At 63.4% G+C, this 15,062-nt stretch carries 13 protein-coding genes and 1 pseudogene; 6 read left to right on the forward strand and 8 right to left on the reverse strand.

The genetic code is table 11. The annotated features are described in order from the left end of the window. Positions 1-274: 274 nt before the first annotated feature. The 5 genes from BLR13_RS09165 (at position 275) to BLR13_RS09185 (ending at position 4,273) form a co-directional block, all read left to right on the forward strand. Entirely contained in the window at positions 275-835 is a 561-nt protein-coding gene (locus BLR13_RS09165; protein ID WP_074825290.1) for a LemA family protein, read from the forward strand. 143 nt (positions 836-978) lie between these two features. After that, positions 979-2,184: a M48 family metallopeptidase gene (locus tag BLR13_RS09170; RefSeq protein WP_074825288.1), complete on the forward strand. Its 1,206-nt coding sequence runs from the start codon at positions 979-981 to the stop codon at positions 2,182-2,184. Positions 2,185-2,356: 172 nt separating this feature from the next. Further along, complete coding sequence (locus BLR13_RS09175) at positions 2,357-3,112, forward strand: hypothetical protein (protein ID WP_074825286.1); 756 nt, start codon at positions 2,357-2,359, stop codon at positions 3,110-3,112. A 59-nt stretch (positions 3,113-3,171) separates the two neighbouring features. Further along, on the forward strand, positions 3,172-3,840 hold the full coding sequence (locus tag BLR13_RS09180; protein ID WP_074825284.1) for a hypothetical protein: 669 nt from the start codon (positions 3,172-3,174) through the stop codon (positions 3,838-3,840). Positions 3,841-3,940: 100 nt separating this feature from the next. Then, complete coding sequence (locus BLR13_RS09185; protein ID WP_074825283.1) at positions 3,941-4,273, forward strand: GIY-YIG nuclease family protein; 333 nt, start codon at positions 3,941-3,943, stop codon at positions 4,271-4,273. 29 nt (positions 4,274-4,302) lie between these two features. Here the strand turns inward: BLR13_RS09185 and BLR13_RS42550 are convergent. The 3 genes and pseudogenes from BLR13_RS42550 to BLR13_RS09200 form a co-directional block, all read right to left on the reverse strand. Further along, a pseudogene (locus tag BLR13_RS42550) lies at positions 4,303-5,288 on the reverse strand (IS30 family transposase); the annotation flags it as partial. Between the two features lie 149 nt (positions 5,289-5,437). Next, the gene (locus BLR13_RS09195; RefSeq protein WP_074825279.1) at positions 5,438-5,977 is read right to left on the reverse strand and encodes an adenine phosphoribosyltransferase; all 540 of its coding nucleotides are present in this window, start codon (positions 5,975-5,977) and stop codon (positions 5,438-5,440) included. 16 nt (positions 5,978-5,993) lie between these two features. After that, a complete protein-coding gene (locus tag BLR13_RS09200; protein ID WP_079586485.1) occupies positions 5,994-8,156 on the reverse strand; it encodes an anthranilate synthase component I in 2,163 nt (720 codons plus the stop codon). Between the two features lie 330 nt (positions 8,157-8,486). Here BLR13_RS09200 and BLR13_RS09205 point away from each other — a divergent pair, with 330 nt between their 5' ends. Beyond that, on the forward strand, positions 8,487-9,482 hold the full coding sequence (locus BLR13_RS09205; RefSeq protein WP_074825275.1) for a VOC family protein: 996 nt from the start codon (positions 8,487-8,489) through the stop codon (positions 9,480-9,482). 50 nt (positions 9,483-9,532) lie between these two features. Here BLR13_RS09205 and BLR13_RS09210 read toward each other — a convergent pair. The 5 genes from BLR13_RS09210 to petA all read right to left on the reverse strand — a co-directional run bounded on the left by BLR13_RS09210 (position 9,533) and on the right by petA (position 15,039). After that, positions 9,533-10,478, reverse strand: a protein-coding gene (locus BLR13_RS09210; RefSeq protein ID WP_143039769.1) for an IS630 family transposase whose coding sequence is annotated in 2 segments (ribosomal slippage) — positions 9,533-10,142 and positions 10,141-10,478 — 948 coding nt in all. Because the reading frame shifts where the segments join, the coding sequence is not laid out codon by codon here. Between the two features lie 179 nt (positions 10,479-10,657). After that, positions 10,658-11,554, reverse strand: a complete 897-nt coding sequence (locus BLR13_RS09215) for an NAD-dependent epimerase/dehydratase family protein (protein WP_074825273.1) — start codon at positions 11,552-11,554, stop codon at positions 10,658-10,660. 2 nt (positions 11,555-11,556) lie between these two features. Next, positions 11,557-12,231 (reverse strand): dienelactone hydrolase family protein, encoded by a 675-nt coding sequence (locus BLR13_RS09220; RefSeq protein ID WP_074831728.1) that lies wholly within the window; start codon positions 12,229-12,231, stop codon positions 11,557-11,559. Between the two features lie 144 nt (positions 12,232-12,375). Next, the gene (locus BLR13_RS09225) at positions 12,376-14,442 is read right to left on the reverse strand and encodes a cytochrome c1 (protein WP_074825272.1); all 2,067 of its coding nucleotides are present in this window, start codon (positions 14,440-14,442) and stop codon (positions 12,376-12,378) included. 66 nt (positions 14,443-14,508) lie between these two features. After that, positions 14,509-15,039 carry a ubiquinol-cytochrome c reductase iron-sulfur subunit gene (petA, locus tag BLR13_RS09230; protein ID WP_074825270.1) on the reverse strand — a complete coding sequence of 177 codons (531 nt, stop codon included), beginning with the start codon at positions 15,037-15,039 and terminating at the stop codon, positions 14,509-14,511. Positions 15,040-15,062: the final 23 nt, after the last annotated feature.

The following is a 15,062-nucleotide window of genomic DNA, read 5'->3' on the forward strand; positions in this document are numbered from 1 at the left end:
CGCAGCAGCGATCTCCGTGCCCCGGATGCTGCGCAACGCGCCGCCTTTGCGGCGTGGTGCGCTGCTGGTCCGGGGTCCATTAAATCCGGCGAGGTGGGTCCCGGCTCTGCGGAGCAGCGCAAAGAGGCGCTGCACCGCGTCCGGGACACGACGAGCTTGAACTTATCCCGCCTTGGCTTCGACTAACGGCGTGCCCCAGGTCGTGGCGGGGTGCCGCGCGCCCGATTTTTCGTCTAGTTTCCCCGGATTGTCAGTCCCACAGGAGTTGCTTGCCATGTCGACCGGCTGGATCGTTCTCGGCGTCATCGCCATCATCGTGTTGTTTGCCTTCGCCGCCTATAACCGGCTGGTCGCACTCGGCCAGCGCGTCGGCCAGGCCTTTGCCGACATCGACGTGCAGCTCAAGCAGCGCCACGACCTGATCCCGAACCTGGTCGAGACCGTGAAGGGCTACGCCGCCCACGAGCGCGGTACGCTCGATGACGTGATCAAGGCCCGTAACTCCGCGATGTCGGCGCAGGGACCGGCCCAGGTCGGCGCCGCCGAGAACCAGTTGAGCGGCGCGCTCGGCAGGCTGATCGCGCTGTCGGAGGCCTATCCGGACCTCAAGGCCAACGCCAATTTCCAGCAGCTCGCCGGCGAATTGTCCGACCTCGAAAACAAGATCGCGGCCAGCCGCCGCTTCTTCAACAACGCGGTTCAGGAATACAACACCGGCATCCAGCAGATGCCGGCCGCGTTGTTTGCCGGCATGTTCGGCTTCACCCGCAAGGACTTCTTCGACCTCGGCGCCAGCCGCACCGAAGTCGAGGCGACACCGACGGTGAAGTTCTAAGCATGAGGCTCCGCCACTTCAGTCATTCCGGGGCGTCGCAAAGCGACGAACTTGGACGTGCAATTGCACGTCCGAGAATCTCGAGATTCCGGGTTCACGCCGTTGGCGTGCCCCGGAATGACTGCGCCTAGCGAAAGCCCATCATGGCCGCGTATGGTCTCTACACGCACATCGCGTCGAACAAGTTTCGTTCGATGCTGCTGCTCGCTGGCCTGTTCCTGCTGATCTATGTGCTGGTCTATGCCGGCGCATTGATCGCCGAGGTCGTGATCAACAGCGACGCCTCGGCCAGCTACTACCTGAGGGTCGCGTTTCGCGACCTGATCACGGCAGCACCTTACGCAACCATCGCCGCCGCACTGTGGATCGGGATCGCCTATTTCTTCCACCAGAACATGATCGACGCCGTCACCGGCGGCGAGGACGTGACGCGGCAGCAGCAGCCGCGGCTGTATAATCTCCTGGAAAATCTCTGCATCTCGCGCGGCATCCCGATGCCGAAGCTGAAGGTGATGGACAGTCCGGCGCTGAACGCATTCGCGACCGGCCTCAACCGGCGGCAATATGCCGTCACCGTCACCACGGGACTTCTCAACGCGCTCAACGACCACGAAATCGAGGCTGTGCTGGGCCACGAGCTGACCCATATCCGCAACGGCGACGTGCAGCTGATGGTGGTCGCGGTCATTATCGCCGGCGTGGTCGGCTTCTTTGGCGAGCTGTTCTTCCGGATGTTCACCAATTTGAGCTGGAGCGGCGGCTGGGGATCCTCGTCGTCATCGTCGAGGTCCTCGTCGTCCTCCTCGGACAGCGACAGCAAGGGCTCCGGCGGCGGCGGCGCCGTCATCGTCGTCATCATCGCGATCGCCCTGATCGTGGTGGCCTGGCTGTTGTCGCAGGTCGTCAAGCTGGCGCTGTCGCGCTCACGCGAGTTCCTGGCCGACGCCGGCTCGGTCGAGCTCACCAAGGATCCCGACGCCATGATATCGGCGCTGCGCAAGATCGAAAACCGCGGCGAGCTTCCCGGCGCGACCTCCGCCGTCATGGAGCTTTGCGTCGACAACCCGCGCGAAGGTTTTGCCGATCTGTTCGCGACCCATCCGTCGGTGGATTCGCGCGTCAAGGCGCTGGTCCAGTTCGCGGGCGGCCACGATCCGGGCCCGCTGGCCCTGCCGTCGGATGCGCCCAGTGAGCCCGACGACCATGACGAGCAGACGGACCAGCCGGCTTCGGAACAGACCCCGCCGCCGCTCCCCCGCGGCCCCTGGAGCGATGCCGCCGGACCGGCAGGCGGCGCAGCGGGACGAACCCCGCCTCCGTTATCAGGTCCCTGGGGCCGCCGCCGCTAAGTCCGGTTGCGCCCGCCGCCCCGCGCACTTGCGAAGGAATCTGGGAGGAATAACGCAAGCGGCGGTCTAAGGAATTGAATTCTCCCTTGTTTCTGCCATGTTCGCGCCCAAAGCAGGGGATGGGGACCTGCCGATCGCTCCCGCGGTCGGGGGCACTGTTCAAGGGAATTCCATGGCAAAGCCGGTCGTGATTGTGGTGGGCGCGGACAAGGGCGGGGTCGGCAAGACGACGGTCTCGCGAACTCTTCTGGATTATTTCAGTGCCAACAACGTGCCGACGCGGGCGTTCGACACCGAGTCGCCGCGCGGTACGCTGATGCGTTTCCACCCCGACATCACTGAGATCGTCGACATGACGACGACCTCTGACCAGATGAAGATCTTCGATACGCTGAACGCCGCCAGCCCTTCGGTCACCGTGATCGACGTCCGCGCCGGACTATTGTCGCCGGCGCTGGCCTCGCTGCGCGACATCGGCTTTCTCGATGCGGCGAAATCCGGCCAGATCACCTTTGCCGTGTTCCATATACTGGGACCCTCGATCGCCTCGCTGGACGAAATCGCCGAGACCGCGAACTTCATGGTCGGCGCCAAATATTTTCTGGTGAAGAACTTCATCAACGACACCCAGTTCTTCCAGTGGGACCAGGCGACCTACAATTCCTATTTCCACCGCATCAAGGACGCCACCGAGCTGACGATCCCCAAGCTCAACGAAATGGCCTATGAGCAGGTCGAGGTCTCCTCGGTGCCGTTCCTCAAATTCGTCGCCAACAAGGGCAAGGAAGACGAGGCCGCGAACTATTCCTTCGTGCTGCGCGGCTATGTCCGGCACTGGCTCGCCAACGTCTGGAGCGAGTTCGACCGCATCAAGCTGACCGACCTCGTCGGCGCCGGCAAACCGATGACGCGCAGCGGTGAAAAATAGTCGCGTCCCAAGCGTGATGGGGCTGGATTAGGCGAAAAAATCCACTGATATAGCGCGTGATGCCCGTCACGCCCGTTTACATCATCTGCTCGCCCCGTCCGCTGGTCGGCAAGACGCTGATCGCGCGGTTGCTCAGCGAATTCCTGCTGTTGAAAAACGGCACGGTGAACTCCTTCGATATCAATCTGAAGGAGCCGTCGCTGCTCGAATATCTGCCGCGCACCACCGAAACCGCTGATGTCATCGACACCTACGGCAAGATGCAGCTGATGGACCGGCTGATCGTCGATGACGGCATCGCCAAGGTGATCGACCTCGGCTTCCACGCCTTCGACGAGTTTTTCAAGATGACCGGGGAGATCGGATTCCTCAAGGAAGCCGCACGCCGTCATGTCGCGCCGGTCATCCTGTTCGTGGCCGACATCGACCGCGTCTCGGCGCGGGCCTTTCCGATGCTGCAGCAGCAGATCCCGCCGAACGCGCTGATTACGGTCGACAACGAGCATGTGGTGCGCGGCGAACTGCCGGCGGCAATGGAGGGGGAACGGGTATTGCGGATCTCGGCGCTGCCGACGTTCCTGAAGACCTATGTCGACCGCCTGAACTTTTCGTTCACCGGCTACCTGCGCAACGAAAAGGACTCGTCGACCGAGCTGCATCAATGGATCCGGCGCAATTACTCGAGCTTCCGGGACCTCGAACTCAGCCTGCTGCTGCAGGGGTCGTAGGTCCCTGCTTGGTGGCGTAAATATTACCCGGGTAATATTGACGCCTGCCTGCTCGCCTGCTACCGCTTCGCGCGACCCTGAAACCCCGCGAGGCTACCCCGTGACGTCAGACCGAAAGGCAGCGATCGCCGCCTACAAGGAGCGAAAGACGATCGCTGGGATTTACGTCGTCCGCTGCGCGGCTACCGCGGAGACATGGGTGGGACAGTCGCCCAACCTGGAGAAGATCCAGAACCGGATCTGGTTCTCGCTGCGCCAGGGCAGCCATACCTGCCGCAGCCTGCAGGCGGCATGGACCACGCACGGGCCCGACAGCCTGACGTTCGCGGAGTGCGAACGGCTGGAAGAGGAAGAGATCCCCTATGTCCGCGATGCGCTGCTGAAGGAGCGCGTGCTGCATTGGCGATCGGAGCTGGGCGCGATGGCGACCTGAGAGACCCGTCGTCCCGGCGAACGCCGGGAGGTGGATTCACACTCGAAGTGCAACACTTGGGCAAAGGTCTCAGCCGGGGTCCTGAAGTCAAGGCATTTGCGCGGGTGTTGTTGTAGGCGGCAACGAGACTGCGAAATCGGCTGTTTGAGAGTGTTGCGAGGTCGGTTTTGCGGGGCATGAAGCGGCGCATCCTGCCGATGGCGTTCTCGATGCCGCCCTTTTGCCAGGGGGCGTAGGGATCGCAGAAGAAGGTCTCGATCGCCAGGCTGCGCAACGCGAGGTGACGAGCGAACTCGGTGCCGTTGTCGAAGGTCACGGTCTGACGAAGCGGTTGCGGCATGGAGCCGAACAGGTTGACGAGATGGCGGGCGACGCCGTGAGCCGCCTTGTTGGCCAGCCGGATCGCCAGCAAGAGGCGGGACTTGCGCTCATGCACGGTCAGGATGGCCTGCCCGTATTTTGAGAACATCATCAGGTCGGCTTCCCAGTGACCGCAGGTCTGGCGAGTGGAGACCTCGATCGGCCGTTTTGCCACCGGAACACGGCCTTCAATGAAGTTTGGCGAGCCTCCGCCCTTCCTGCCCCGGCAGCCGCGCTTGCTTTTGCCACGGGGCAGATAGTGCCGCCAACGGTAGTCTCTGGTGCGGGCAAGCTGGGCGTAGATGAAGCGATAGATGCTCTCATAGGAGATCACCTTGCGCCGCTGCTCGTGCTTGAGCCGGCCGGCGATCTGCTCGGGCGACCATCCGCTCGCGAGCCGCTCAAGGACGGCGGCTCGCAAGCTCTCATCGCGTTCCAGGCGCGAGCCCTTCCAGCGCCGCGCTTTGGTCTGCTGCTGGGCGTAGCCGGGTTTGTACCCCACCTGGGCGCCGCGATTGCGCTTCAGTTCCCGAGAAATCGTTGATGGCGAGCGATCCAGAGCTGCCGCGATTTGCCGGACCGAGCTGCCATTGGCAGAAAGCCGGGCAATCTCGCATCGATCTTCCAGCGAAAGCTGTCCGTAACTCCGCCCCATGGCAACACCTCCAATCGGAAGTGTTGCACTTCGTTTGTGAACTCAGGGGACCCATACCGCGTTGCTCTCGCGAGAGCGCAAGATGGCTGATGCCTTCTCCAACAATCACCGACGGTGGCTATGGGTGCCGGCTTTCGCCGGGACGACAATCAATGCCCGTCGAACGCCATCAGCGTTCGCACCGGCACGTCCATCGCGCGCAACTTGGCGGCGCCGCCGAGATCCGGCAGGTCGATGATGAAGCAGGCCGCGACCACGTTGGCACCGATCTGGCGCAACAGTTTTACCGCGCCTTCCGCGGTGCCGCCGGTGGCGATGAGATCGTCCACAAGGATCACGCGCTCGCCGGGGTGCACGGCATCGGCATGCATTTCCATTTCATCGAGACCGTATTCCAGGGAATAAGCGATCCGCACCGTGGTGTGCGGCAGCTTGCCTTTCTTGCGGATCGGCACGAAGCCAGCCGAGACCTGATGCGCCACGGCGCCGCCAAGGATAAAGCCCCTCGCCTCGATGCCGGCGACCTTGTCGATCTTGTTGCCGGCCCAGGGCTGCACCAGTTCATCGACCGCGCGGCGGAAGGCGCGCGCGTCCGCCAGCAGCGTGGTGATGTCGCGAAACAGGATGCCCGGCTTCGGGTAATCCGGAATGGTGCGGACGGTGGCCTTCAGATCGTGGTCGAATGTCATCGGGTTCTCGCAATCCTCAGTTGGCCGGCACGCCGAGCCGGAACGCGTTCTCGACAATGCGCAGGCCCACCTCGCCGCCGAGCGACATCAGCGACTCCGGATGAAACTGCACGCCGCCGACCGGCAATGATCTGTGTTCGATCGCCATCGCGACGCCGTCCTCGGTGGTCGCGGTGACCTCGAGCACATCAGGCACGCTGTCGCGCTCGACGAAGAGCGAATGATAGCGGCCGATGACGATTTCATTGGGCAGGTTCTGCATCAGCCGTCCGCCGCGGACCTGGATTCGCGACGGCCGTCCGTGCGCGGGCTGGCCGAGCTGGCCGAGCTGGCCGCCGAAATATTCGCCGATCGCCTGCACGCCGAGGCAGACGCCGAAGATCGGCAGCTTGTTGTCGAGCGCGGTGCCAATGGTTTTAGAGATTCCGAAATCCTCGGGTCTTCCCGGCCCCGGCGACAGCACCAGGAGATCCCACTTCTTCTTCAGCATGTCCTGCGCATGGATATGCCGGACCACGGTGACGTCGGCGCCGACCTGGCGGAAATAATCCGCCAGCATGTGCACGAAACTGTCGTCGTGATCGATCAGCAGCACCTTCTTGCCCGAACCGCTGGCGTCGGGCGCAAACGCCGACAACGGTTTTGGCGGATCGCCGCGCAGCGCCTGAAACAAGGCCGCCGCCTTGACCTGGCATTCGCGGTCTTCCGCGGCGGGATCGGAATCAAACAGGCAGGTGGCGCCGACGCGGACTTCGGCCAGGCCATCCTTCATCCGGATGGTGCGGATGGTGAGCCCGGTATTGATGCTGCCGTCGAAATTCACCGCACCGATCGCGCCGGCATACCAGCGCCGCGACGAACGCTCATTGTCCTCGACGAACTGCATCGCCCACAATTTCGGGGCGCCGGTCACCGTCACCGCCCAGGCATGGGTCAGGAACGCATCGAGCGAGTCAAAGCCCGGCCGCAAAATGCCTTCGACATGGTCGACGGTATGAAACAGTTTCGAATAGGTCTCGATCTGCCGCCGCGCGAGAACTTTAATAGTTCCCGGCACGCAGACCCGCGCCTTGTCGTTGCGGTCGACGTCGGTGCACATGTTGAGTTCGAATTCGTCCTTTTCCGAATTCAGCAACTGCCGGATCTGCTCGGCATCGCCGATCGCGTCGGCGCCGCGCGCGATCGTGCCCGAGATCGGACAGGTCTCGACCCGCCGGCCGTCGGAGCGCACGAACATTTCCGGCGAGGCCGACACCAGAAATTCGCCCTCGCCGAGATTCATCAGCGCGCCATAGGGCGACGGGTTGATGCGGCACAGCCGCTGGAACACTTCCGCCGGCGAGCGCTCGCAGGGTTCGGCGAACAACTGCCCCGGAACCGCCTCGAACAGGTCGCCGCGCGCGAACGCCGCGCGGGCAAACTCGACGGTGGCCTGATATTCGCCGGGCGCGTGATCGGCAAATCCCTGCCGCGGCGATTTGGCGTAGATGCTCTCGGCGGTTTCGCGCGGCAGCCCCTGGGTGGATTTTCCGTTCCAGGCGAAGTCGTAGCTCAGCACCACGCCGCGGCCGGTGGCGCGGTCGTAGGCCAGCAGGCGATCCGGCACGTACAGCACGATGTCGCGCTGGTCGCTTTCGCGCGCGCGCTTCTGCACGAGGTCCTCGATCTGGAACACGAGGTCGTAGGCAAAGGCGCCGAACAGGCCGAGCATCGGATCGTCATTGGACGACAGGGCAGCCACGAGATCGCGCACCAGCGACATCACGCTGGCGCGGCGGGTGCGCTGGTCTTCGTCGACCGGCGCCGCACCGCGGATGATATGGCCGGCCAGGCGCGCAGCACTTTTCTCCGAGATGACGACGCAGGGTTCGCGCAGCGCGTCGCCGAGAAAGGCGATCAGCACCTCGCCGCGGGCGTTGAGCGCGGTCAGCGAAAAGTTGGAGCCTGTGGTTTCCAGCACCAGCGGCGGATCGGAAAAGCCGAGGTCGAAACTCTCATAGCGGCCCGGCACCGTGGTGCCCGAGGACAGCACCACGCCGCGGCGGCGATCGAGCAGGTCGATCAGATCGTCGAGCCGTTTGGCATTGCCGGTGAACTGCTCGACCGCCCGCGACACCACGAGGCCGCCACGGGTCCGGTATTCGCTGTGCTCCGGCAGGGAAAAGGCTGTCCTGTTCATGTGATCCTCTTACGAAACTTCGGGAGGGAGCGCCACACAGGACAAACGAAGGACCGTCGCACTGCGATGGCGACCTTCGACGATTTTGGGAAAATGAAATCGCACCGGCCACCTCTTTAAGAGGTGCGCCACCAGAGACGGGATGGGCGGACGACGGTGTTCATGCCGGTTAAACACCATCCGCCGCCGACGATGTCAAGAGACGGCCGGGCGAGGCCGGCAGGCCTCCGCGCCCAACTTTTGGGGTTTGAAAGCGGCAAAATACGCGTAGCATTCGCACTGAGGAAGCGGCGGGCGAACCGCCCGGAATTGACACGAGGGAGGCAACAGATGGCATTGCTCGGTCTGGGATATGCAGGGTTCGGATCGGCCGCGCTCGAGGACTGGCGGCAGTTCGGCACCGGGCTCGTCGGCCTGCAGGCGGTCGAGCGCGGCAATTCGCTGCTGGCGTTCCGGATGGACGACCGCAAACAACGTATCGTCATCGACCGCGCCATGGGCGAAGGCGCGCGTTTCTTCGGCTGGGAGGTCGCGGATGCCGCTGCACTGGACGCCCTCGCGGCCCGGCTGGAACAGGCCGGCGTCCACGTCACGGCCGAGCCGCAGACGCTGGCCGATGCGAGGCGCGTCCGCAGCCTGATTTCGTTCCCCGATCCCGCCGGCAACCGGCTCGAGGCATTTTACGGCCCCGAGATCGATGAGACGCCGTTCAGCCCGGGACGATCGATCTCGGGTTTTCGCACCGGCCCGCTCGGCCTCGGCCATGCCGTGCTGACGGTCGAAAACATCGACCCCATGATGGCGTTCTATGTCGACGTGCTCGGCTTCGGGCTTTCCGACTACATCGAAAAGCCGTTCCGCGCCTATTTCTTCCACGTCAACGCGCGGCATCACAGCCTGGCGCTGATCGAGACCGGCAGGAACGGCATGCACCATTTGATGGTCGAGTTGTTTTCGCTCGACGATGTCGGCCAGGCTTACGACATCGCGCTGACCCAGGACGACCGCATCGGCGTCACGCTCGGCCGCCACACCAACGATTTCATGACCTCGTTCTACGCCAAGACGCCGTCCTCGTTCATGATCGAATGCGGCTGGGGCGGCCGCGAGATCGATCCCGCGACCTGGCAACCGGTCGAGATGCATGACGGCCCGAGCCTGTGGGGCCACGAGCGGGTCTGGCTGCCGCCGGAAGACCGCGCGGTGGCACGCGAGATGCGGATGCACGCCGCAGCCAGCGGCCTGCGGGCCCCGGTGCAGGTGATGGAAGGCAATTACAAGCTGATGTCCGGAACCTGCGCGTGGTGGGACGGGGTGAAGCAATAGCTGCGTGCGGCTGATAAATCCGCGGTTGGCACGGCTAGAGCATTTTCCACCTAGCATGCGGCATATCCGGAGTTGCGGAAGTAGTTGGCGCATTCGTCCGGCAGGAAGGCGTCGAGCAGGCAGGCGATGCGGTTCCAGAGGCTCTCCACGGAGCGCTCGGCAGCCTTTCGTAACAAGGCTTTGAGTTTTGCGAAGAGCTGCTCGATCGGATTGAAGTCCGGCGAATAGGGAGGCAGGTAAAGCAGCTTTGCGCCTGCAGCTTCGATCGCTTCACGTATCCCCGGCACCTTATGGGCACTGAGATTGTCCAGCACGACAATGTCGTTTGGCTTGAGGGTCGGTACCAGGACCTGTTCGACATAGGCGAGGAAGGCATTGCCGTTCATCGGGCCGTCGATGACGCATGGTGCGGTAAGGGCTGTGGAGCGCAGGCCCGCAACAAAGGTGCTGGTTTTCCAGTGACCATGCGGGATTTTGCCGACCAGCCGCTCGCCGCGCGGAGCCCGGCCGTACAGCCGTGCCATCTTGGTCGAGGTGCCGGTTTCGTCGATGAAGACCAGTCGGTCGGGATCGAGCTTGGGTTGATTGTCCGCCCATGCCGTCCGCGCCGCGGCGACGTCAGGCCGATCTTGCTCGGCCGCCCGAACGCTTTTTTTTGAAGCTGATGCCGTGGCGGTCGAAGAACCGCCAGACCGACCCGATTCCCGCCTTTTGTTGATGCTCATCGAGCAGACGGCGCTGGATCTCTTCCAGAGTCAGGTCCGGTTCCTGCCGAACCAACCCAAGCAACCATTCCTCATGCTTCTTCAACGGCGACCGGCTCTGACCCTTGTTGGATTTGGCCTCAAAGCTACCGGTCTCCCGCCAGCGCTGTGCCCAGCGGATCGCCGTCGAATCCCCAATCACAAACTGTCTTGCCGCAGCCCGCGCCGCCGCGCCACCCTCAACAACCTGGATCACTCGAATTCGTAAGTCGTTCGAATACCCCATTGCCAGCCTCCTCAGTCCGAGAAGGCCACAGAATCTTATTCGCAGCTCAATGGGAATCCCTTCGATTCACAGAAAATGGAAAATGCTCTAGAGCCCCGTTCCGATGGAATCGGAACAGGGCTCTAGATTTCTGATTTGACGCGTTTTCTTGACGCGAACCGGTCTCCACTTCGCTGGAAAACGCTCTAGCGGTAACACCCCTGTTCGATCTCCTCGATCAGGCTCCGCGCTTTCGGCTTCCAGCCGAGTTGCCGCGCCCGGACCGCGCGCACCCTGCTGTTGGAAGCCATCGTATCCTCGGCCGTGCCCTCGCCCCATTCGGCGGCCGCCTCTTCCATCGACATCGCCATCGGTGGTCCCGCAAGACCCAGCATGCGGTTAATGGCCTCGCAAACCTCGCGCATCGAATTTTCGCCGTTCTCGGCAAAGAAGAACGCTCCCGCCGCCGCCTTCTCGATGGCGAGCGCATAGAGCGTCACCAGATCGTCGATATGCACGTTCGACCAGATGTTCTCGCCGGGCCCGGCATAAGCGGCGCAACCTCGCTTTTTGGCGAGGTCGATCAACAGCGGCACCTGCGTCGAGTGTGGCTCGACGCCAAGGCCGAGACCGTAGATCAGGCTCGGGCAGATGATGACCGGACGGCACCCCTTGTCGCGGTAGCTGAGGATGAGATCGTTCAACGCGACCCGGGCCGCGCGGGCGGGCGAAGGCGTGATGGCCGAGCTTTCGTCAAAGACCGCGTCGGAGCGGTGCCCATGGCTGCGTGTACCGACGATGCTCGATCCTGATGTGTGGATGAAGGGCTTGCCGCTGCCGGCCAGCGCGTCAAGCAGGGCGGTGACCGCCCCCTTGTGATCGGCGCTCGCCGCATTGACGACGATGTCGGCGGCGTGGGCCGCCTGTACCAGGCGCTCCGCGTCATCCAGCGTTCCCAGCAACGGCTGAATGCCGCGGGCGCGAACCGCATCGGCCTTTTCCTGCGAGCGAACCAGGCCGGTGACCTGATGCCCGGCGGCAATCAGATGCGCGGCCACCGATCCGCCGATATAGCCGGACGCACCTGTGCAGAAGACCTTCATTCTCACCCGAGATGCTTTTTGAAGAACTCCGTCGCCCGGCCCCAGGCCAATTCCGCGGCGTGGCGGTCGTGCACCGATTGCCGCTGCTCGTTGACGAAGGCGTGTTCGGCGTCATAGCGAAACAGCTCGAGCGACTTGCCGGCCGCCTTCATCGCCTTCTCGAAACCGTCGACCAGCGCCGGCGTGCACCAGTCGTCCTTGTTGGCGAAATGGGCCTGCAGCGGAATTTTGACGTCGGCGGGCTTGGCCGCCTGCTCCGGCGGAATGCCGTAGAACACGACGCCGGCAGTGAGCTCGGGGACCTTGACGGCGCCGATGATGGTCACCGCGCCGCCCAGACAAAAGCCGGTCAGGCCGACCTTGGCGCCGTTCTTTGACAGATATTGCGCCGCGCCGCGCACGGTCTGCGTGGTGGCGTCCATGAAATCCAGCGAGTTCATCTCTTTGCCCGCGGCGTCGGTGTCGTGATACGGCACGACCTTGCCCTTGTAGAGATCGGGCGCCAGCGCGTCGAAGCCCGCCACCGCGAAGCGGTCGCACAGGCCCTTGATCTGGTCGCACAGCCCCCACCATTCCTGGATCACGACCACGCCCGGTGCATTGCCGCGCGCGGCATTGGCGAGGTAGCCGTTGGCGTCCTTGCCGTCCGGGCGCTTGAAGGTGATGCTGGTACCCATGATTTCCTCCGGGATGATTTCTGGCTGATTGGCGAGCATTTTGTCCGCTGGGCGGCCCGGATGCAATGCACTAGCCCGTCATCACGAAGAGACAACAAAAAAGCCCCCGCAGGGGCTTTTCCGAATTCGCCGTCGAAGGCGGTCTCAGTGGGCGTTGGCCCAGACCTTCTTCTTGGTGAAGTACAAGAGGACGCTGAGCAGGATCAGGAACACGAACACCTGCAGGCCCAGCCTCTTGCGCGCTTCCATGTGCGGCTCCGCGGCCCACATCAGGAACGTGGTGACGTCCTTGGCGTATTGCGCAACGGTGGCCGGCGAACCGTCGTCAAAGGTCACCTGGCCGTCGCTGAGCGGCTTCGGCATCTTGATGGCGTGGCCGGGGAAATACTTGTTGTAGTAGGAGCCGTCGGGAATGGTCACGCCGGCCGGCGGCTTTTCCTCAAAACCCTGCAGGATCGCGTCGACGTAATCCGGACCCTGTTCCTGGTACTGGCTGAAGAAGTCAAAGATGAAGGTCGGGAAGCCGCGCTTGTAGGAACGCGCCTTCGTGATCAGCGACAGGTCCGGCGGATAGGCGCCGCCATTGGCCGCGCGGGCCGCCTGCTCGTTCGCGAACGGCGACGGGAAATAGTCGGCCGGCCGGCCCGGCCGATCGAACATCTCGCCCTGATCGTTGGGACCGTCCTTGACCTTGTAGTCCGACGCGAACGCCGCCGCCTGGGCCACCGAATAGCCGGGGCCGCCGGCATCGGCGAGATTGCGGAAGGCAATGTAGGACAGGCCGTGGCAGGCCGAGCAGACTTCCTTGTAAACCTTCAGGCCGCGCTGCAGCGAGCCGCGATCGAATGTGCCCACCGGGCCCGCGAACGACCACTTCTGGGATGGCGGCGAGTCCGAATGCTCCTCGGCGCGCGCGTTCTGCACGCTGCCTGCGAACAGGCCGCCGGCGACGGCGAGCGCGATCGCGATCGACGCCATGACCTTGCCGGCCGACTTCGCCAGCACGTCTTCGGCGATCGAATTCGGCACCGGACGCGGCTTCTCGATCCGGCTCAGCAACGGCAGCAGGATCAGGAAATAGGCGAAGTAGCAGAAGGTCAGGATACGGCCGGCGATCACATAGATGCCTTCCGGCGGCTGCGCGCCGAGATAGCCAAGTCCGATGCAGACGACGACGAAGACCCAGAAGAACTGCTTGGCCAGCGGACGATATTTCGACGAACGGGTCCTGGCGTTGTCGAGCCAGGGCAGGAACGCCAGCACGATGATCGCGCCGAACATCCCGGCGACACCGGCGAGCTTGTTCGGGATCGAGCGCAGGATGGCGTAGAACGGCAGGTAATACCATTCCGGCACGATGTGCGCGGGCGTCACGCCGGGGTTCGCCGGAATGTAGTTGTCGGCGTCGCCGAGATAGTTCGGCATGTAGAAAATGAACCAGGCGAAGAACAGCATGAAGCAGGAGACGCCGAACGCATCCTTGATGGTGGCGTAGGGCGTGAAAGGCACAGTGTCCTTTTCGGTCTTCGCCTCGACGCCGGCCGGGTTGTTCTGACCGGCAACGTGCAGCGCCCAGATGTGCAGCACGACCACGCCGGCGATTACGAACGGCAGCAGGTAGTGCAGCGAGAAGAAGCGGTTCAGCGTCGGATTGCCGACCGAATAGCCGCCCCACAGCAGCGTCACGATGCTCTCGCCGAAATAGGGCACGGCCGAGAACAGATTGGTGATGACGGTGGCGCCCCAGAAGCTCATCTGGCCCCACGGCAGCACGTAACCCATGAAGCCCGTGGCCATCATCAGCAAGTAAATGATGACGCCGAGGATCCAGAGCACTTCACGCGGCTCCTTGTACGACCCGTAATACAGGCCGCGGAACATGTGGACGTAGACGGCCAGGAAGAACATCGAGGCGCCGCTGGCGTGGATGTTGCGCAGCAGCCAGCCGTAATTGACGTCGCGGACGAGCAGCTCGACCGACTTGAAGGCGAGATCGGCATGCGGCGTGTAGTGCATCGCCAGGATCACGCCGGTCAGGATCTGCACGCCCAGCATCATCGAAAGAATGGCGCCGAAGGTCCACCAGTAGTTCAGGTTGCGCGGCGTCGGATACGCCACGAACGAGGAGTGCACGAGTCCCATGATCGGGAGGCGCCGTTCGATCCACTTCAAGGCGGGATTGGTCGGCTGGAAATCGGATGGTCCGCTCATTGATGCGATCCTGAGGAAGTAAGACGACGCGACGGATTAAGGGGTCTCGGACGGATGTCCGAGCCCTTAGCCGATCTGGATTTTGCTATCGGAAACGAAGGCATAGGGCGGTACCGGCAGGTTGGCCGGAGCCGGCCCCTGGCGAATACGGCCCGAGGAGTCGTACTGCGAACCGTGGCAGGGGCAGAAGAAGCCGTCGTAATTGCCCTCATGGGCGATCGGGATGCAGCCGAGATGGGTGCAGATGCCGATGACGACGAGCCACTGGTCGTGGCCGTCCTTGACCCGCGATTGATCGGTGGCCGGATCGGGCAGGCTCGAAACCGGCACGCTGCGGGCTTCGTCGATCTGCTTCTTGGTACGGTGGCTGATGTAGATCGGCTTGCCGCGCCAGAACACCTTGATGTCCTGTCCTTCGGCAATCGGAGCCAGATCGACCTCGATCGGCGCGCCGGCCGCAATGGTCGAGGCGTCCGGGTTCATCTGGGAGATCAGCGGCCACACGGTGGCGGCTGCGCCGACGGCGGCGACGGCTCCCGTTGCAACAAAAAGGAAATCACGGCGTGTCGGATGGTCCGCCGAAGACGCTGTCGTCACGATTCCAAGCCCTTTCTCATCTG

The sequence above is a fragment of the Bradyrhizobium ottawaense genome (genome assembly GCF_900099825.1).
Classification (GTDB): Bacteria; Pseudomonadota; Alphaproteobacteria; order Rhizobiales; family Xanthobacteraceae; genus Bradyrhizobium; species Bradyrhizobium ottawaense_A.